This is a genomic window from Acidovorax sp. LjRoot204, from assembly GCF_056175785.1.
Map to the genome: position 1 here is coordinate 1 of NZ_JBGFFF010000124.1, position 13,199 is coordinate 13,199.

16 protein-coding genes are annotated in these 13,199 nt (G+C 64.9%); 9 read left to right on the forward strand and 7 right to left on the reverse strand.

Annotation, left to right across the window (positions count from 1 at the left end):
* The 3 genes from AC04MI_RS18610 to AC04MI_RS18620 form a co-directional block, all read left to right on the forward strand.
* Positions 1 to 521, forward strand: a 521-nt coding sequence (locus AC04MI_RS18610) for an efflux RND transporter permease subunit (protein ID WP_476498382.1), incomplete at its 5' end; no start/stop codon positions are given.
* The gene (locus AC04MI_RS18615) at positions 514 to 1,947 is read left to right on the forward strand and encodes an efflux transporter outer membrane subunit (protein ID WP_436079300.1); all 1,434 of its coding nucleotides are present in this window, start codon (positions 514 to 516) and stop codon (positions 1,945 to 1,947) included. The genes AC04MI_RS18610 and AC04MI_RS18615, both read left to right, overlap by 8 nt.
* 155 nt (positions 1,948 to 2,102) lie before the next feature.
* On the forward strand, positions 2,103 to 2,963 hold the full coding sequence (locus AC04MI_RS18620) for a c-type cytochrome (protein ID WP_056744152.1): 861 nt from the start codon (positions 2,103 to 2,105) through the stop codon (positions 2,961 to 2,963).
* Positions 2,964 to 3,116: 153 nt separating this feature from the next.
* Here the strand turns inward: AC04MI_RS18620 and AC04MI_RS18625 are convergent, their stop codons facing one another.
* The 3 genes from AC04MI_RS18625 to AC04MI_RS18635 all read right to left on the reverse strand — a co-directional run bounded on the left by AC04MI_RS18625 (position 3,117) and on the right by AC04MI_RS18635 (position 5,191).
* Positions 3,117 to 3,665 carry a DUF2946 family protein gene (locus tag AC04MI_RS18625; protein WP_476498383.1) on the reverse strand — a complete coding sequence of 183 codons (549 nt, stop codon included), beginning with the start codon at positions 3,663 to 3,665 and terminating at the stop codon, positions 3,117 to 3,119.
* Positions 3,658 to 4,671 (reverse strand): YheT family hydrolase, encoded by a 1,014-nt coding sequence (locus AC04MI_RS18630; RefSeq protein WP_476498384.1) that lies wholly within the window; start codon positions 4,669 to 4,671, stop codon positions 3,658 to 3,660. The genes AC04MI_RS18625 and AC04MI_RS18630 overlap by 8 nt, the downstream gene beginning before the upstream one ends.
* A gap of 67 nt (positions 4,672 to 4,738) precedes the next feature.
* Positions 4,739 to 5,191 (reverse strand): YybH family protein, encoded by a 453-nt coding sequence (locus AC04MI_RS18635; RefSeq protein ID WP_476498385.1) that lies wholly within the window; start codon positions 5,189 to 5,191, stop codon positions 4,739 to 4,741.
* A gap of 214 nt (positions 5,192 to 5,405) precedes the next feature.
* Here AC04MI_RS18635 and AC04MI_RS18640 point away from each other — a divergent pair, with 214 nt between their 5' ends.
* The 5 genes from AC04MI_RS18640 to AC04MI_RS18660 all read left to right on the forward strand — a co-directional run bounded on the left by AC04MI_RS18640 (position 5,406) and on the right by AC04MI_RS18660 (position 8,741).
* Positions 5,406 to 6,017 (forward strand): LemA family protein, encoded by a 612-nt coding sequence (locus tag AC04MI_RS18640; protein WP_476498390.1) that lies wholly within the window; start codon positions 5,406 to 5,408, stop codon positions 6,015 to 6,017.
* A gap of 33 nt (positions 6,018 to 6,050) precedes the next feature.
* The gene (locus AC04MI_RS18645; RefSeq protein WP_436079304.1) at positions 6,051 to 6,971 is read left to right on the forward strand and encodes a TPM domain-containing protein; all 921 of its coding nucleotides are present in this window, start codon (positions 6,051 to 6,053) and stop codon (positions 6,969 to 6,971) included.
* 104 nt (positions 6,972 to 7,075) lie between these two features.
* Positions 7,076 to 7,513 (forward strand): TPM domain-containing protein, encoded by a 438-nt coding sequence (locus AC04MI_RS18650; RefSeq protein WP_369816945.1) that lies wholly within the window; start codon positions 7,076 to 7,078, stop codon positions 7,511 to 7,513.
* A gap of 554 nt (positions 7,514 to 8,067) precedes the next feature.
* Entirely contained in the window at positions 8,068 to 8,355 is a 288-nt protein-coding gene (locus AC04MI_RS18655; RefSeq protein WP_056746105.1) for a hypothetical protein, read from the forward strand.
* An 89-nt stretch (positions 8,356 to 8,444) separates the two neighbouring features.
* Entirely contained in the window at positions 8,445 to 8,741 is a 297-nt protein-coding gene (locus tag AC04MI_RS18660) for a hypothetical protein (protein ID WP_056062211.1), read from the forward strand.
* A 126-nt stretch (positions 8,742 to 8,867) separates the two neighbouring features.
* On the opposite strand, the gene AC04MI_RS18665 is transcribed toward AC04MI_RS18660, so the two are convergent.
* Positions 8,868 to 9,509, reverse strand: coding sequence for a CoA transferase subunit B (locus AC04MI_RS18665; RefSeq protein WP_476498386.1), 642 nt, complete (start codon positions 9,507 to 9,509; stop codon positions 8,868 to 8,870).
* A 43-nt stretch (positions 9,510 to 9,552) separates the two neighbouring features.
* Positions 9,553 to 10,260: a CoA transferase subunit A gene (locus AC04MI_RS18670; protein WP_476498387.1), complete on the reverse strand. Its 708-nt coding sequence runs from the start codon at positions 10,258 to 10,260 to the stop codon at positions 9,553 to 9,555.
* 75 nt (positions 10,261 to 10,335) lie between these two features.
* On the opposite strand from AC04MI_RS18670, the gene AC04MI_RS18675 reads away from it, so the two are divergent.
* Positions 10,336 to 10,881, forward strand: coding sequence for a LuxR C-terminal-related transcriptional regulator (locus AC04MI_RS18675; RefSeq protein WP_476498388.1), 546 nt, complete (start codon positions 10,336 to 10,338; stop codon positions 10,879 to 10,881).
* 37 nt (positions 10,882 to 10,918) lie between these two features.
* On the opposite strand, the gene pcaC is transcribed toward AC04MI_RS18675, so the two are convergent.
* Entirely contained in the window at positions 10,919 to 11,305 is a 387-nt protein-coding gene (gene pcaC, locus AC04MI_RS18680) for a 4-carboxymuconolactone decarboxylase (RefSeq protein ID WP_082522567.1), read from the reverse strand.
* A 178-nt stretch (positions 11,306 to 11,483) separates the two neighbouring features.
* Positions 11,484 to 13,199, reverse strand: a 1,716-nt coding sequence (katG, locus tag AC04MI_RS18685; RefSeq protein WP_476498389.1) for a catalase/peroxidase HPI, incomplete at its 5' end; no start/stop codon positions are given.

Sequence of the window (13,199 nt, forward strand, 5' to 3'; positions counted from 1 at the left end):
CGGTATTCCTGTGCCTGGCTGCGCTGTACGAGAGCTGGTCGATCCCGCTGGCCGTGATCCTGGTGGTGCCCCTGGGCGTGCTGGGCGTGCTGCTGGCCACCTTGCTGCGCGGCTATGCCAATGACGTGTACTTCCAGGTGGGCCTGATCACCATCATTGGCCTGTCAGCGAAAAACGCCATCCTGATCATCGAGTTCGCCAAGGACCTGCAGGCCCAGGGCAAGGGCGTGATCGAGTCGGCGCTGGCCGCCGCGCATTTGCGGTTCCGCCCCATCGTGATGACCTCGATGGCGTTCGGCCTGGGCGTGCTGCCACTGGTCGTCGCGTCGGGTGCAGGCTCTGCCAGCCAGCGGGCCATCGGCACCGGCGTGCTGGGTGGCATGGTCACAGGCACCGCACTGGCCGTGTTCTTTGTGCCRGTGTTCTTTGTGGTGGTGCGCAGCCTGTTCAAAGGCAGYGCGCGCCAGCAGGAAATGAACCGCCGCCATGCAGAAGAAGCAGGAGTTGGAACCCATGAATAAGAACCGAAGTACCCCCATGGCGTTGGCAGCAGCCACGGCGGCTGCGCTGCTGGCTGGCTGCTCGTTCATCCCCACTTACGAGCGCCCGCAGCCCCCCGTCCCCGCCACCTACGCCGGCGGGGCGGCAACGACCGACAGCGCAGCTGCGCTGTCGGGAGCCACCGCGCCCTGGCAGAACTACTTTGCCGAGCCACGCCTGCAACAGCTCATCGACATTGCGCTGGCCAACAACCGCGACCTGCGTGTGGCCATGCTCAACATCGAGCAAGCTCGGGCCACCTACCAGGTGCGCCGGGCCGACCTGTACCCAGGCGTGGGGCTGGCCGCCAATGCCAGCCGAGCCCCTGCCACGGGCACGGGCAACCTGACCAACTCGTTCAGCGTGGGTCTGGCCGTATCCGCATGGGAAATCGACTTCTTTGGCCGCATTGCCAGCCTCAAGGAGCAGGCACTCGCCCAGTACCTTGCCACGGAAGAAGGCCGCAACGCCGCACAGGTGAGCCTGGTGGCGGCAGTGGCCAATGGCTGGCTGACACTGCTGGCCGACGAGGAGCTGCTGGACCTGTCGCGCCAGACCCTCGCATCGCGCGAGGAGTCGGTGCGCCTGACTAGGATGCGCCTGGACGCGGGTGTGGCCTCCGAGCTCGACTTCCGCCAGGCCGAGTCGCTCACCCAGGCGGCCCGCGCCACGCTGGCGCAACAGCAGCGCCAGCGCGCGCTCGACGAAAACGCACTGGTCCTGCTGCTGGGCCAGGCACTGCCGCAGGACGTGCGCGCCAGTCTGGCCGGTGGCAAGCTGGCCGACGCGCCTGCGATGGCACCGTTGCCTGCCGGCGTGCCGTCGGAGCTGCTCACCCGCCGGCCGGACATCCGCCAGGCGGAGCAGCAACTGATTGGCGCCAACGCCAACATCGGCGCTGCGCGGGCGGCGTTTTTCCCGCGCATCTCCCTGACGGCGCAGGCAGGCACAGCCAGCGGCGAGCTGTCCGGCCTGTTCAAGAACGGCTCCTGGGGCTTCACCGTCGCGCCATCCCTGCTGCTGCCCATTTTTGACGCGGGCCGCAACCAGGCGAATTTGGACAGCGCCCGGGTCGGCCGGGAGATTGCCGTCGCGCAGTACGAAAAAGCCATCCAGACCGCGTTCCGCGAGGTCTCGGATGCGCTGGCGGGGCAAGCCACGCTGGGCGAACAGGCCCAGGCCCAGCAACAGCAGGCCCAGGCAGAGGCCGCGCGCCTGCAGCTGGCCGACCTGCGCTACCGCAACGGCGTGGCCAGCTATCTGGACCTGCTGGACGCACAACGCTCGCTGTTCACGGCCCAGCAGGCGGTGGTGCAGGTGCGGCTGGCGCAACTGCAAAACCAGGTGTCGCTGTACAAGGCACTGGGGGGTGGAGCGCCCGACACCAGCGCCCAGCTCCCCTCCTGACGCYCTGCGCGGGAGCGAGCGCAGCCCCCGGGGCGCTGCGCTCGCTCTGGGGCAAACCCGTGGTTGTCTGCATCCAGCGGGGATGGGAATAACCATCCCCGCAGATATAATTTAAGGTTGATTACACCGAAGCCCCCGATACACCTGAGGACGACATGAGCGACAACCACCACGAAGAAGCCCATACCGGCCCGATCAAGAACCCCAAGCAGTTGCTGGTCGCGGTACTTTTCTCGTTTGTGATTCCGATCTTTGCCATCATTGGCTTGGTCCTGTATGTGACGTCGGCGGACAAGCCCGCTGCCGGTGCCGTCAACCCTGAAAAGGCCATCGCCGAACGCATCCAGAAGATCGGCATGGTCGAAGTGCGCGACGCCAACCGCCCCCTCAAGAGCGGCGAAGAAGTGTTCAAGGCCCAGTGCTCCGCCTGCCATGCCTCCGGCGCTGCGGGTGCCCCCAAGTTTGGTGATGCCGCTGCCTGGGCTGCGCGCATCGGCACCGGGTTTGAAGCCCTGGTGCAGTCGGCCCTGAAGGGCAAGGGCGCCATGGCACCCCAAGGTGGCGGCGACTTCAACGACACCGAAATCGCGCGCGCTGTGGCCTACATGGCCAATGCTGGTGGTGCCAAGTTTGCCGAACCTGCTGCTCCCGCAGCCGCTGCCCCAGCCGCCCAGGCAGACGCAGCACCAGCCGCCTCTCCTGCACCAGCACCCGCCGCAGCCCCTACAGCTGCTGCGCCTGCTGTGGCGGTAGCTGCCGCACCTGCAGCCGCCGCAGCTGGCGCTGGCGAGGCTCTGTATAAGCAGGCTTGCCAGGTGTGCCACGCTGCCGGTGTGGCCGGTGCTCCCAAGTTTGGTGACAAGGCCGCCTGGGCAGCTCGCCTGCCCGCAGGCATCGACGCGCTGTACACCAGTGTCGCCAAGGGCAAGGGCGCCATGCCTCCGCGTGGCGGCTCCCAAGCCTCTGACGCCGATCTGCGCGCCGCGGTGGAGTTCATGACAGCCGCCGCCAAGTAAGGCAGCGCCCGACCCTGCACGAGCTGGGTAGAACCCTCACCCAGAAAGCCGGTCCTTGCGACCGGCTTTTTTTTCGTCTTGCAGGTTATCCAGTGCCGTGGTGAGCCGCTCTGAGTGCCCGCAACTCCGGGCTGAAGGCGGTAGGGTGGAGCTTCAGGTTGGCCGCGACGCCCCGGCTTGCGACCGGGCGCGCGGACTGCAGACATACCCGTAGCGTGCCGGAAGGTCCTGCGCCTGTACGTCCTGCGGTGTCCAGCGTCCGTCAGTCACTGCCTCTGCAGCCAGTGCCACATCCAGCGTGTGCACCAGCCCCAGGCCCAGGTCTGTCTCCAGGTACACACGGCCCTGCTCGTCCAGCAGGCAGTGGCGAACCGACGCCTCCCGGCCCGTATGGCTGATGGCGCGCAGGTCTTGCGGCTGCAGACGCCAGACCCAGGGCGTGGCCTCCAGCTCGACATACACGCGCTGCGGGCCGTTTTGAAAGAACCACTGACCCTGGTCGTCGTGCTCGTAGTTGCGGGCTATGAACGCGATGAGCTTGTCGTGCTGCAGCAACGACCCTTTGCTGTGCGGAAACGTACCCGCTGCCTGCACCGCGTCGTCGCGCAGATACCAGYGGCCGCGCGCATCCAGGCCCAGCCAGCCATAGCAGTCGGGGACGTTGGGCCATTTGGCCAGTGCCTGTTTGACGATGTCATCCATGGGCGGATTGTGCGCCGTGCAGCGCCAGCGCCCCACTGTGCTCGGCCAGCCACCCTCCCACGGCGTCGGGCATGGCGCGCACATGCCCCGGTGGCAAGCCGCGCGGGAACCCCACATGCCCGCCAWGCGGCGGCTGCCAGAGCGTCACATGGCGTCCCACCTCGCGCACGCCCGGCAGACTGCCAGCGGGCACAAAGGGGTCATTGCGCGCGTTCACCACCAGCGCCGGAATACGGACACGGTGCAGCAGCGGCTTGGCCGACGCGCGCAGCCAGTAGTCCTCGGTGTTGCGAAACCCGTGGACGGGCGCTGTGAACACGTTGTCGAACGCGTACAGGTCCCGCGCGGCCAGCAGCGCCTGCCGGTCAAACAGCCCCGGGTGCTGGGCCAGCTTCTGCAGCGCCTTGGGCACCAGGGTGCGCATGAACATGCGCGTGTACACCAGCCGGTTGAAGCCGCGCCCAATGGCATGGCCGCCCGCCGCCAGGTCGATGGGCGAGCACACGGCCGCCACCGCATCCGCGCTGCGCGCAGCGTCAGTGCCCACTTCGGCGGCCCAGCGCAGCAGGGCGTTGCCGCCCAGTGACACCCCTACCGCCATCAGCGGCCCCTGGTGGTGCACACGCAGCTGCTGCAGCATCCAGCCGATCTCCGCATGGTCGCCCGAGTGGTAGGCGCGCGGGGCACGGTTGATCTCCCCACTGCAGCCGCGAAAGTGCGGCAGCGCGCAGGCCCAGCCGCGCTCGCGGGCCAGGTCGGCAAAGGCTTCGCAGTAATGGCTGCGTGATGAGCCCTCCAGCCCGTGGAACACCACCAGCAGCGGCCTGGGCGCGTCAGCCACCACACCGTCCTGGAGAAAGTCCACATCGACAAAATCGCCGTCGGGGGTGTCCCAGCGCTCACGGCGGTACTCGGGACGCGGGCCGAACACACGGCGTGCGTACAGCGCGGGCCAGATCGTTTGCAACTGGCCACCGGGGAGCCAGCGAGGCGCTATGTATTTCATAGCTTGCAAGGCATATGTTGTCGGCGCATACAGCCAATTTGGCCCGAAATCCTCACGCAGGGGCCTCTCAGTGCAGAACGGGGCGCTGCGCCAGCACATCCACCTGGGCGTCGGGCGCCACGMCCGGGCTGGCGTGGTGGGCCACCATGCGCCAGCCTTCGGGGGTCTTGTGGTACACGTTGGTGGCCATGACCACGGCCTGGTGCAGGCCGTCAGGCAGCATCACCTCGACCTGCTCGACCACGCTGTGCACGGCACTCGACAGCGCCACCACGCGGTGCACCTGCGCAGGCCGGGCACGCACCGAGCCATGGGAGAACATGGCCTCGAACGCGGCACGGATGGCGGCGGGCCCCAGCAGGCGCGGCCCGCCCGGGTGCACACAGACAATCTCGTCATCGTCCGCCCAGCACGACATCAGCAGCTCGATGTCACCGCGCTGCAGCGCCTCATAAAACGCGGTTTCGGTTTCATCCGAAGAGCCACCCAGGGTGGCTGCTTTTGATCGGGCGCGGGGCATGTTAATTCTGGTGGTAAGTGGGTCGGAACGGCGTGACAGATGCAACGCCAGCCTGCTATTGTGCGGCGGCGGTGCAATGCCTTGCTGCCCACCGATTTTGTACGCGCTCGGGCGGGGGCCCACCATCGCTGGTCTGCGACCAATTTGCGGACTGGCGCCCTCCGGTTTCTGGCACAGTCATCCCATTTCTCCATCGGCGGACTCCACCATCATGATGATCCAACGTCTTCTTGCCCTCCTCACCTTGCTCGCCGCCACGCTCACGCTGAGCGGCTGCGGCTACAACGACTTCCAGCGCCTTGACGAGCAATCGAAGGCCGCCTGGAGCGARGTGCTCAACCAGTACCAGCGSCGYGCCGACCTGGTGCCCAACATCGTSGCCACCGTGAAGGGCGAGGCCARCTTYGARCAGGASACGCTSACCAAGGTGGTCGAGGCSCGCGCCAAGGCCACSKCSATCCAGGTCACGCCCGAGACGCTGAACAACCCCGAGGCTTTCAGCAAGTTCCAGCAGGCCCAGGGAGAGTTGTCCAGCGCCCTGTCGCGCCTGATGGTCGTGTCCGAGCGCTACCCCACCTTGCAGGCCAACCAGGGCTTCCGCGACCTGCGGGTGACGCTGGAAGGCACCGAAAACCGCATCACCGTGGCCCGCAACCGCTACATCCAGACCGTGCAGGAGTACAACGTGCTGGCCCGCAGCTTCCCCACCAACCTCACGGCCATGGCCTTCAGCTACGCCCCCAAGCCCAGCTTTACCGTGGCCAACGAGGCGCAGATTTCCGTGCCGCCCACGGTGGACTTCTCCGCATCCAAGGCCAAGCCCTGAACAACCCCTTGCAGGGCCTGACGTGAGCTGAATATGCTGCTAGCGCCTATTCGATATGCCCTGATAGCTATATTTTTTATAGCGGCATGGCCTATCTTTGGCTGGGCCCAATCGCAGCCGCTGGCTGTGCCCCCGCTGACAGGCCACGTCATTGATCACACGGGCACGCTCAGCGCCGCAGACACCCAGGCGCTCGAGGGCCAGCTGGTCGCCCTCGAAAAAGCCCGCGGCTCGCAGATCGTCGTGCTGATGGTGCCCACCACCGCACCAGAAGACATCGCCGCCTATGCCAACCGCGTCGGCAACCAGTGGAAGATCGGGCGCCGCGACGTGGGTGATGGTGTGCTGGTGCTGGTGGCCAAGAACGACCGCAAGATGCGCATCGAGGTTGCCAAGTCTTTAGAAGGTGCCATCCCCGACATCGCAGCAGCACGCATCATCGACGGCGCGATGAAGCCCCGCTTTCAGCAAGGCGACTTCGCGGGAGGCCTCGGTGCAGCGATCACGCAGATCGGCGCGCGCATCGCGGGCGAAGCCCCGCCCGCCCCGACCGAGACACCCTCTCCTGCCGCCGGAGGCAGCAGTCACGGCCTGTTCGACTGGACGGACTTCGCCATCTTCCTGTTCTTTGGCGTCATGGTAGCCGGCCCGCTGGCTCGCAGCCTCCTGGGGGCTGCGCTGGGCGGACTGGCGGTAGGAGGCGGCGTAGGCGCCCTGGCGTTTGTGTTCACCTCCAGCCTGCTGCTGTCGGTGGGCGCGGGCGTGATTGCGCTGCTCTACACCTGGCTTTTTGGCGGCAGTAGCGGCCCCATCAGCCTGGGGCATGGCGGCGGAGGTTCCGGGGGCTGGAGCAGCGGCAGCTCGGGCGGATTCAGCAGCAGCAGTGACAGCGGCGGCTTCAGTTCGGGCGGTGGGGGCGATTTTGGTGGCGGCGGTGCATCGGGGGACTGGTGATGGGTGTTGAGAACAGCGGGCAACCAACGCACACGCTATGGCGTTCCATCTGGAGGCTCGTCCACCATCGCTGGCACGACGCCTTCGGCCGATCCGCCATCCCGTTGCAAGCACTGCAGCGCCTCGGCGCGCAGGTCGCTGCCAGCGAGCGGCAGCACACCGGGCAGATTCGCATCGTGGCGGAAGCGGGGCTCCCCTGGAGCTACCTGCGCCGTCACGCCAATGCACGCGAACGCGCGCTGATGCTGTTCAGCAAACACCGCGTGTGGGACACCGAACACAACAACGGCGTGCTGATCTACCTGCTGATGCCGGAACATGCGTTCGAGATCGTCGCCGACCGGGGCCTGGCACGGCATGTCCCACCCACCGCATGGCAGGAGATGGCGACAAAGATGTCGGCCCAGTTTCAGCAAGGCCGCTACGAAGAAGGCCTGGCGCAGGCCGTGGGGGCGGTAGGCGCCCTGCTGGCGGAGCACTTTCCGCGCGCCACCGATTCGCCCTCCGTCAACGAGCTACCCGACGCGCCGCTCCTGCGCTGAATACCGGCTGGCGGCTATCCCGAGCATCTACAACGCGACACGCATCAGAGCGCCCAGAGGGCGGCCATTGTGTGTATGGGTGGACTGCCGCTCAGCCTGACGGCACGTGCAGTTCAGCCGCAAACTGCTTTCCATGGGCATTGAATTGAACACCCCACATCCAGCCCCTGCAGGCCACATTGCGGAGCTAACCCGCTGACTCTGCGCAGGTGCGCCCGTCACACGCCTTCGGCTCTACAGCTCTGCAGCCCTGCACTCTGCAACCGTCCTGAATATGTACCCGGGTTATCCATCAGCAGGTACCTATCTCCGGCCGAACCAGTGCCCCAAGCCTATGGACTGGCCCTCATCCCATCTTCATTGTTTCCAATACTGGAACAGTTAGTTCGCGACCCGGTGGTTTTTCTCTGCACCCCACCGGCGTACAGTTCATCCCATCGATGAGCCGAACCCGCAAGGCGACTCACCGAACCCGGTCCCAGGCAGCTTTCTTTGTTTTTGGCGCTTTGTTCCGGTTTTTTGAGCCGCTTCTTTAACTTCAAGGATTTTTCATCATGAACAACACCGCACGTTTCCTGTCTATCGCCGCTGTCGCCGCTTTCGCTTCTTTTGGCGCCCAGGCTGACGAAGCCGATGCTTCGCAGTTCGCCACCAAGTTCGAAACCAACCGCACCCGCGCTGAAGTGGCTGCCGAAGCTGCTACCGTGGCCCAGACCCGCTCCATCGAACCCGCTGGTTCGCGTGTGGTGACCTACAAGTCCACGGCCGACCGCGCTGCCGTGCGTGCACAGGCTGCTGAAGCAGTGCGCACTGGCCAGATTTCTTCGGGTGAGCGCGGCTGATTCACCAGGGGCGGCTGAATCTGCCGCCCTGGTTGYGCCGTATCTCTCAGTACCCAAGTCCTCTTTTTAGAATTTTCCGGAGTTTCACCATGAACAAGTCTGTSCGTTTCCTGTCCGTTGCTGCTGTCGCCGCTTTTGCCGCTTTTGGTGCCCACGCTGATGAAGCCGATGCTTCGCAGTTCGCCACCAAGTTCGAAACCAACCGCACCCGTGCTGAAGTGGCTGCCGAAGCTGCTACCGTGGCCCAGACCCGCTCCATCGAACCCGCTGGTTCGCGTGTGGTGACCTACAAGTCCACGGCTGACCGTGCTGCCGTGCGTGCCCAGGCTGCTGAAGCCCTGCGTACCGGCCAGATCTCTTCTGGCGAAATCGGCAACGCGATGTAATTGCCAGAGGCCCCATGCGGACCGCATGAGGGCTTTGTGAAAAGTGCCAATGCAAAAGGCCGGGGCCCTGTGAGGGGCCCCGGCCTTTTTTGTGATGCCACTCCACTGCAGGGGTGGCTCAAATGCTTATGGGATCAGCTTGACGCCGGTCTTGGCCTGCAGGGCCTCAAAAGTCACGCCGGGAGCCAGCTCCACCACCTTCAGACCCTGGGGCGTCACGTCCATGACGGCCAGGTCGGTGATGATGCGATCCACCACACCCACGCCCGTGAGGGGCAGCGTGCACTGGGGCAGGATCTTCAGGTCTTCGGTGCCATCCTTCTTGCGCGCCACATGCTCCATGAGCACGATCACGCGCTTGACGCCAGCCACCAAGTCCATCGCGCCACCCATGCCCTTGACCATCTTGCCGGGGATCATCCAGTTGGCSAGGTCGCCCTYYTCGCTGACCTGCATGGCGCCSARGATCGACAGGTTGATCTTGCCGCCRCGGATCATGGCAAACGACTGGTCGCTGCCAAAGATGGACGAGCCCTTGATGGTGGTCACGGTCTGCTTGCCGGCGTTGATCAGGTCGGCATCCACTTCATCTTCGGTGGGAAACGGGCCGATGCCCAGCATGCCGTTTTCGGACTGCAGCCACACCTCTTTGTCGGCAGGCACAAAGTTGGCCACCAGCGTTGGGATGCCAATGCCCAGGTTCACATAAAAGCCGTCTTCGAGTTCATGGGCGGCACGGGCCGCCATTTGGTCTTGACTCCACGACATAGATACTTCTCCAGCTTGTTCTGTACGGTTGTGCGGCAGCGGCTCAGACGCCCGCTTTTTCGGTGATGGTGCGCTTTTCAATGCGCTTCTCGGGCGTGGCGTTGTGCACGATGCGGTGCACATAGATGCCAGGCAGATGGATCTGGTCGGGCGCAATGGCGCCGGTTTCCACCACCTCTTCCACCTCCACGATGGTGATCTTGCCGGCCRTGGCSGCRGCGGGGTTGAAGTTGCGCGCCGTGAGGCGGAASYGCAGRTTGCCCGACTTGTCGGCACGCCAGGCCTTGACCAGCGMCACRTCGGGCACCAGCGAACGCTCCATCACATAGGTTTCGCCATCGAACTCGCGCAGTTCCTTGCCCTCGGCCACGATGGTGCCCACGCCGGTCTTGGTGAAAAAGGCCGGGATGCCCGCACCGCCCGCACGCAGCTTTTCGGCCAGCGTACCCTGAGGGGTGAACTCCAACTCCAGCTCGCCAGCGAGGTACTGGCGCTCGAACTCCTTGTTCTCGCCCACATACGACGAAATCATTTTCTTGATCTGCCGGGTCTCGAGCAGCTTGCCCAGGCCAAAGCCGTCCACGCCCGCATTGTTGGAGATCACGGTCAGGTTCTTCACGCCTGAATCGCGCAGCGCGTCGATCAAGGCTTCAGGAATGCCACACAGTCCAAAGCCGCCAACAGCCATGAGTTGGCCATCTGCAACCACGCCCTTCAGGGCCTCGGCTGCGGAGGGGAATAACTTGTTCACCACGATCTCCTTATGAATGGGATGCGCTACGATACTACGTACTTAAATAAGTAGTTTTCCGTAAAGATTAGCACTATGGACGTTGATTACCGACTGGCTTTCGACATGGCCCCTGTGGGGCTGGTGCTCTCGCGCAACCGCACCATGGTGGACTGCAACCGCMATGTCTGCGAAATGTTCGGCGCCTCGCGCGAAGTGCTGATCGGCCAGTCGTTCCAGATACTCTATCCCAGCGCCGACGAATATGAGCGGCTTGGGGCGCACATGGAGCCCATCCTGAACGCCAAGGGCCACTATGCGGATAACCGCATCATGAAGCGCGCCAATGGCGAAGTGTTCTGGTGCCACGTGTCCGGCCGCGCACTCAACCGCGATGCCCCGCATGAGTCCGGCATCTGGAGCTTCGAAGATCTGAGTTCCCAGCGCGCCGTGAAGGCGGAGCTGACGGGCCGTGAGCGCGAGGTAGCCGCCCGCCTGCTGGAGGGCCTGACCTCCAAGGAGATCGGTCGGGCACTGGAGATCAGCCACCGCACGGTAGAAATTTACCGTGCGCGCCTCATGCGCAAGTACAACGCCTCCACCGCCGCCGACCTGGTGCACAAGCTGCTGGCCGGCGGCTGAACCTGCCCTCGAAGGACAGCACTACCGCCTTTATTGCCTACTTGGCCGGGCCGTCGATGACTTCGGCGGCGGTGCGAAACGCCTCTACCGCCGTCGGCAGGCCGCAATAGACGCTGGCGTGCAGCAACACTTCCTGCAACTCCTCCGCGGTAGCGCCATTGTTCAGCGCGCCACGCACATGGCCCTTGAGTTCATGCTGCTTGCCCAGCGCGATCAACATGGAAACCGTGATGAGACTGCGGGTCTTGCGGTCCAGCCCGGGCCGCTGCCAGACATCGCCCCATGCGTTGCGCGTGATGTATTCCTGAATGGGCTGCGTGAAAGAGGTGGCGTTGCCCAGCGCACGGTCCACAAAATCGTCACCCATGACCTCACGGCGGGTGGCCAGGCCTTTTTCGTAGTCTTTGGTCGGGGTTGGTGTCACGCGGGCTCTCCTTGAAGGGTTGAAACATCAAGGCCCGATGGTAGCGAGCGCACGCAGGGCTTCCACCGCGCAAACAACAGAACGCCCGGCACATGCACTGCACACGCCGGGCTTCATGGCTTCGTGAACGGCTCGCCCCATGCCATCCCCTGACGACATGGGAGCAAGGCCTCACTGATCAGGCGCTGGCACCGCCTGCGGTCAGGTCAAACCGGTCCAGGYTCATCACCTTGGTCCAAGCCTTGACGAAGTCCTGCACAAACACTGCCTGTGCATCGCTGCTGGCATAGACCTCGGCCAGCGCACGCAACACCGAGTTGGAGCCAAACACCAGGTCGGCCACCGTGCCGGTCCATTTTCTGGCACCTGTGCTGCGGTCCACACCTTCCAGCACACCCGCTGCACCCGCCGACTTCTGCCATTGGGTGCGCATGTCGAGCAGGTTCACGAAGAAGTCATTGCTCAAGGTACCAACGCGCTGCGTGAAGACACCATGGGTTGCCTGCCCCACGTTGGCACCCAGCACGCGCAGGCCACCCACCAGCACCGTCATCTCGGGCGCCGTCAACGTGAGCTGGTTGGCGCGGTCCACCAGCAGCTCGGCCACGGCGCCTTCCAGGCCAGGGCGCACGTAGTTGCGAAAGCCATCGGCCACGGGCTCCATCACCTCGAACGACGGCACATCGGTCTGCTCTTGCGAGGCATCCGTGCGGCCAGGCGTGAAGGGAACGGTCACGTCCTGCCCTGCCTGCTTTGCGGCAGCCTCCACGGCAGCGCCACCGGCCAACACGATCAGGTCCGCCAGCGAGATCTTCTTGCCGCCCGTCTGCGCCGCATTGAACTCGCGCTGGATGGCTTCCAGCTGGCCCAGCACCTTGGCCAGTTGCACAGGCTGGTTCACAGCCCAGTCCTTCTGCGGCGCCAGACGGATGCGCGCGCCGTTGGCGCCGCCCCGCTTGTCGCCGCCCCGGAACGTGGAGGCAGAGGCCCAGGCCGTGGATACCAGTTCCGAAATCGACAAGCCCGATGCCAACACCTTGGCCTTGAGCGCAGCGATGTCCTGCGCGTTCACCAGCGCATGGTCCACGGCAGGCACAGGGTCTTGCCAGACCAGCACTTCGGCAGGCACCTCCGGCCCCAGATAGCGGRCACGCGGCCCCATGTCACGGTGCGTGAGCTTGAACCAGGCACGCGCAAATGCATCGGCAAACTGCTCGGGGTGCGCCAAAAAGCGGCGCGAGATCTTTTCGTAGGCCGGGTCAAAGCGCAGCGACAGGTCGGTGGTGAGCATGGTGGGCACCAGCTTTTTCGACGGGTCGTGTGCGTGCGGGATCGTCGCTGCAGCCCCCTTGGCCGTCCACTGGTGGGCRCCTGCCGGGCTCTTGGTCAGCTCCCACTCGTAGCCGAACAGGTTTTCGAAGAAGTTGTTGCTCCACTGCGTGGGCGTGGTGGTCCAGGTGACTTCCAGGCCGCTGGTGATGGTGTCACCACCTTTGCCAGAGCCATGGATGCTCTTCCAGCCCAGGCCCTGGTCCTCGATGCCTGCGCCTTCGGGCTCCTTGCCCACCAAGGCCGCGTCTCCTGCACCGTGGGTCTTGCCAAAGGTGTGGCCGCCAGCAATCAGCGCCACGGTCTCTTCATCGTCCATCGCCATGCGCGCAAAGGTGTCGCGGATGTCGCGCGCGGCGGCGATGGGGTCGGGGTTGCCGTTGGGGCCCTCGGGGTTCACATAGATCAGGCCCATCTGCACAGCAGCCAGCGGGTTGGCCAGGTCGCGCTCACCGCTGTAGCGCTTGTCGCTGCCCAGCCAGGTGGATTCAGCGCCCCAGTACACGTTTTCATCGGGTTCCCACACGTCAGGGCGGCCACCGGCAAAGCCAAAGGTCTTGAAGCC

Coding starts and splice junctions, on each gene's coding strand:
- AC04MI_RS18615 (WP_436079300.1), top strand. CDS start 514: ATGAATAAGAACCGAAGTACCCCCATGGCGTTGGCAGCAGCCACGGCG.
- AC04MI_RS18620 (WP_056744152.1), top strand. CDS start 2,103: ATGAGCGACAACCACCACGAAGAAGCCCATACCGGCCCGATCAAGAAC.
- AC04MI_RS18645 (WP_436079304.1), top strand. CDS start 6,051: ATGCTGCTAGCGCCTATTCGATATGCCCTGATAGCTATATTTTTTATA.
- AC04MI_RS18655 (WP_056746105.1), top strand. CDS start 8,068: ATGAACAACACCGCACGTTTCCTGTCTATCGCCGCTGTCGCCGCTTTC.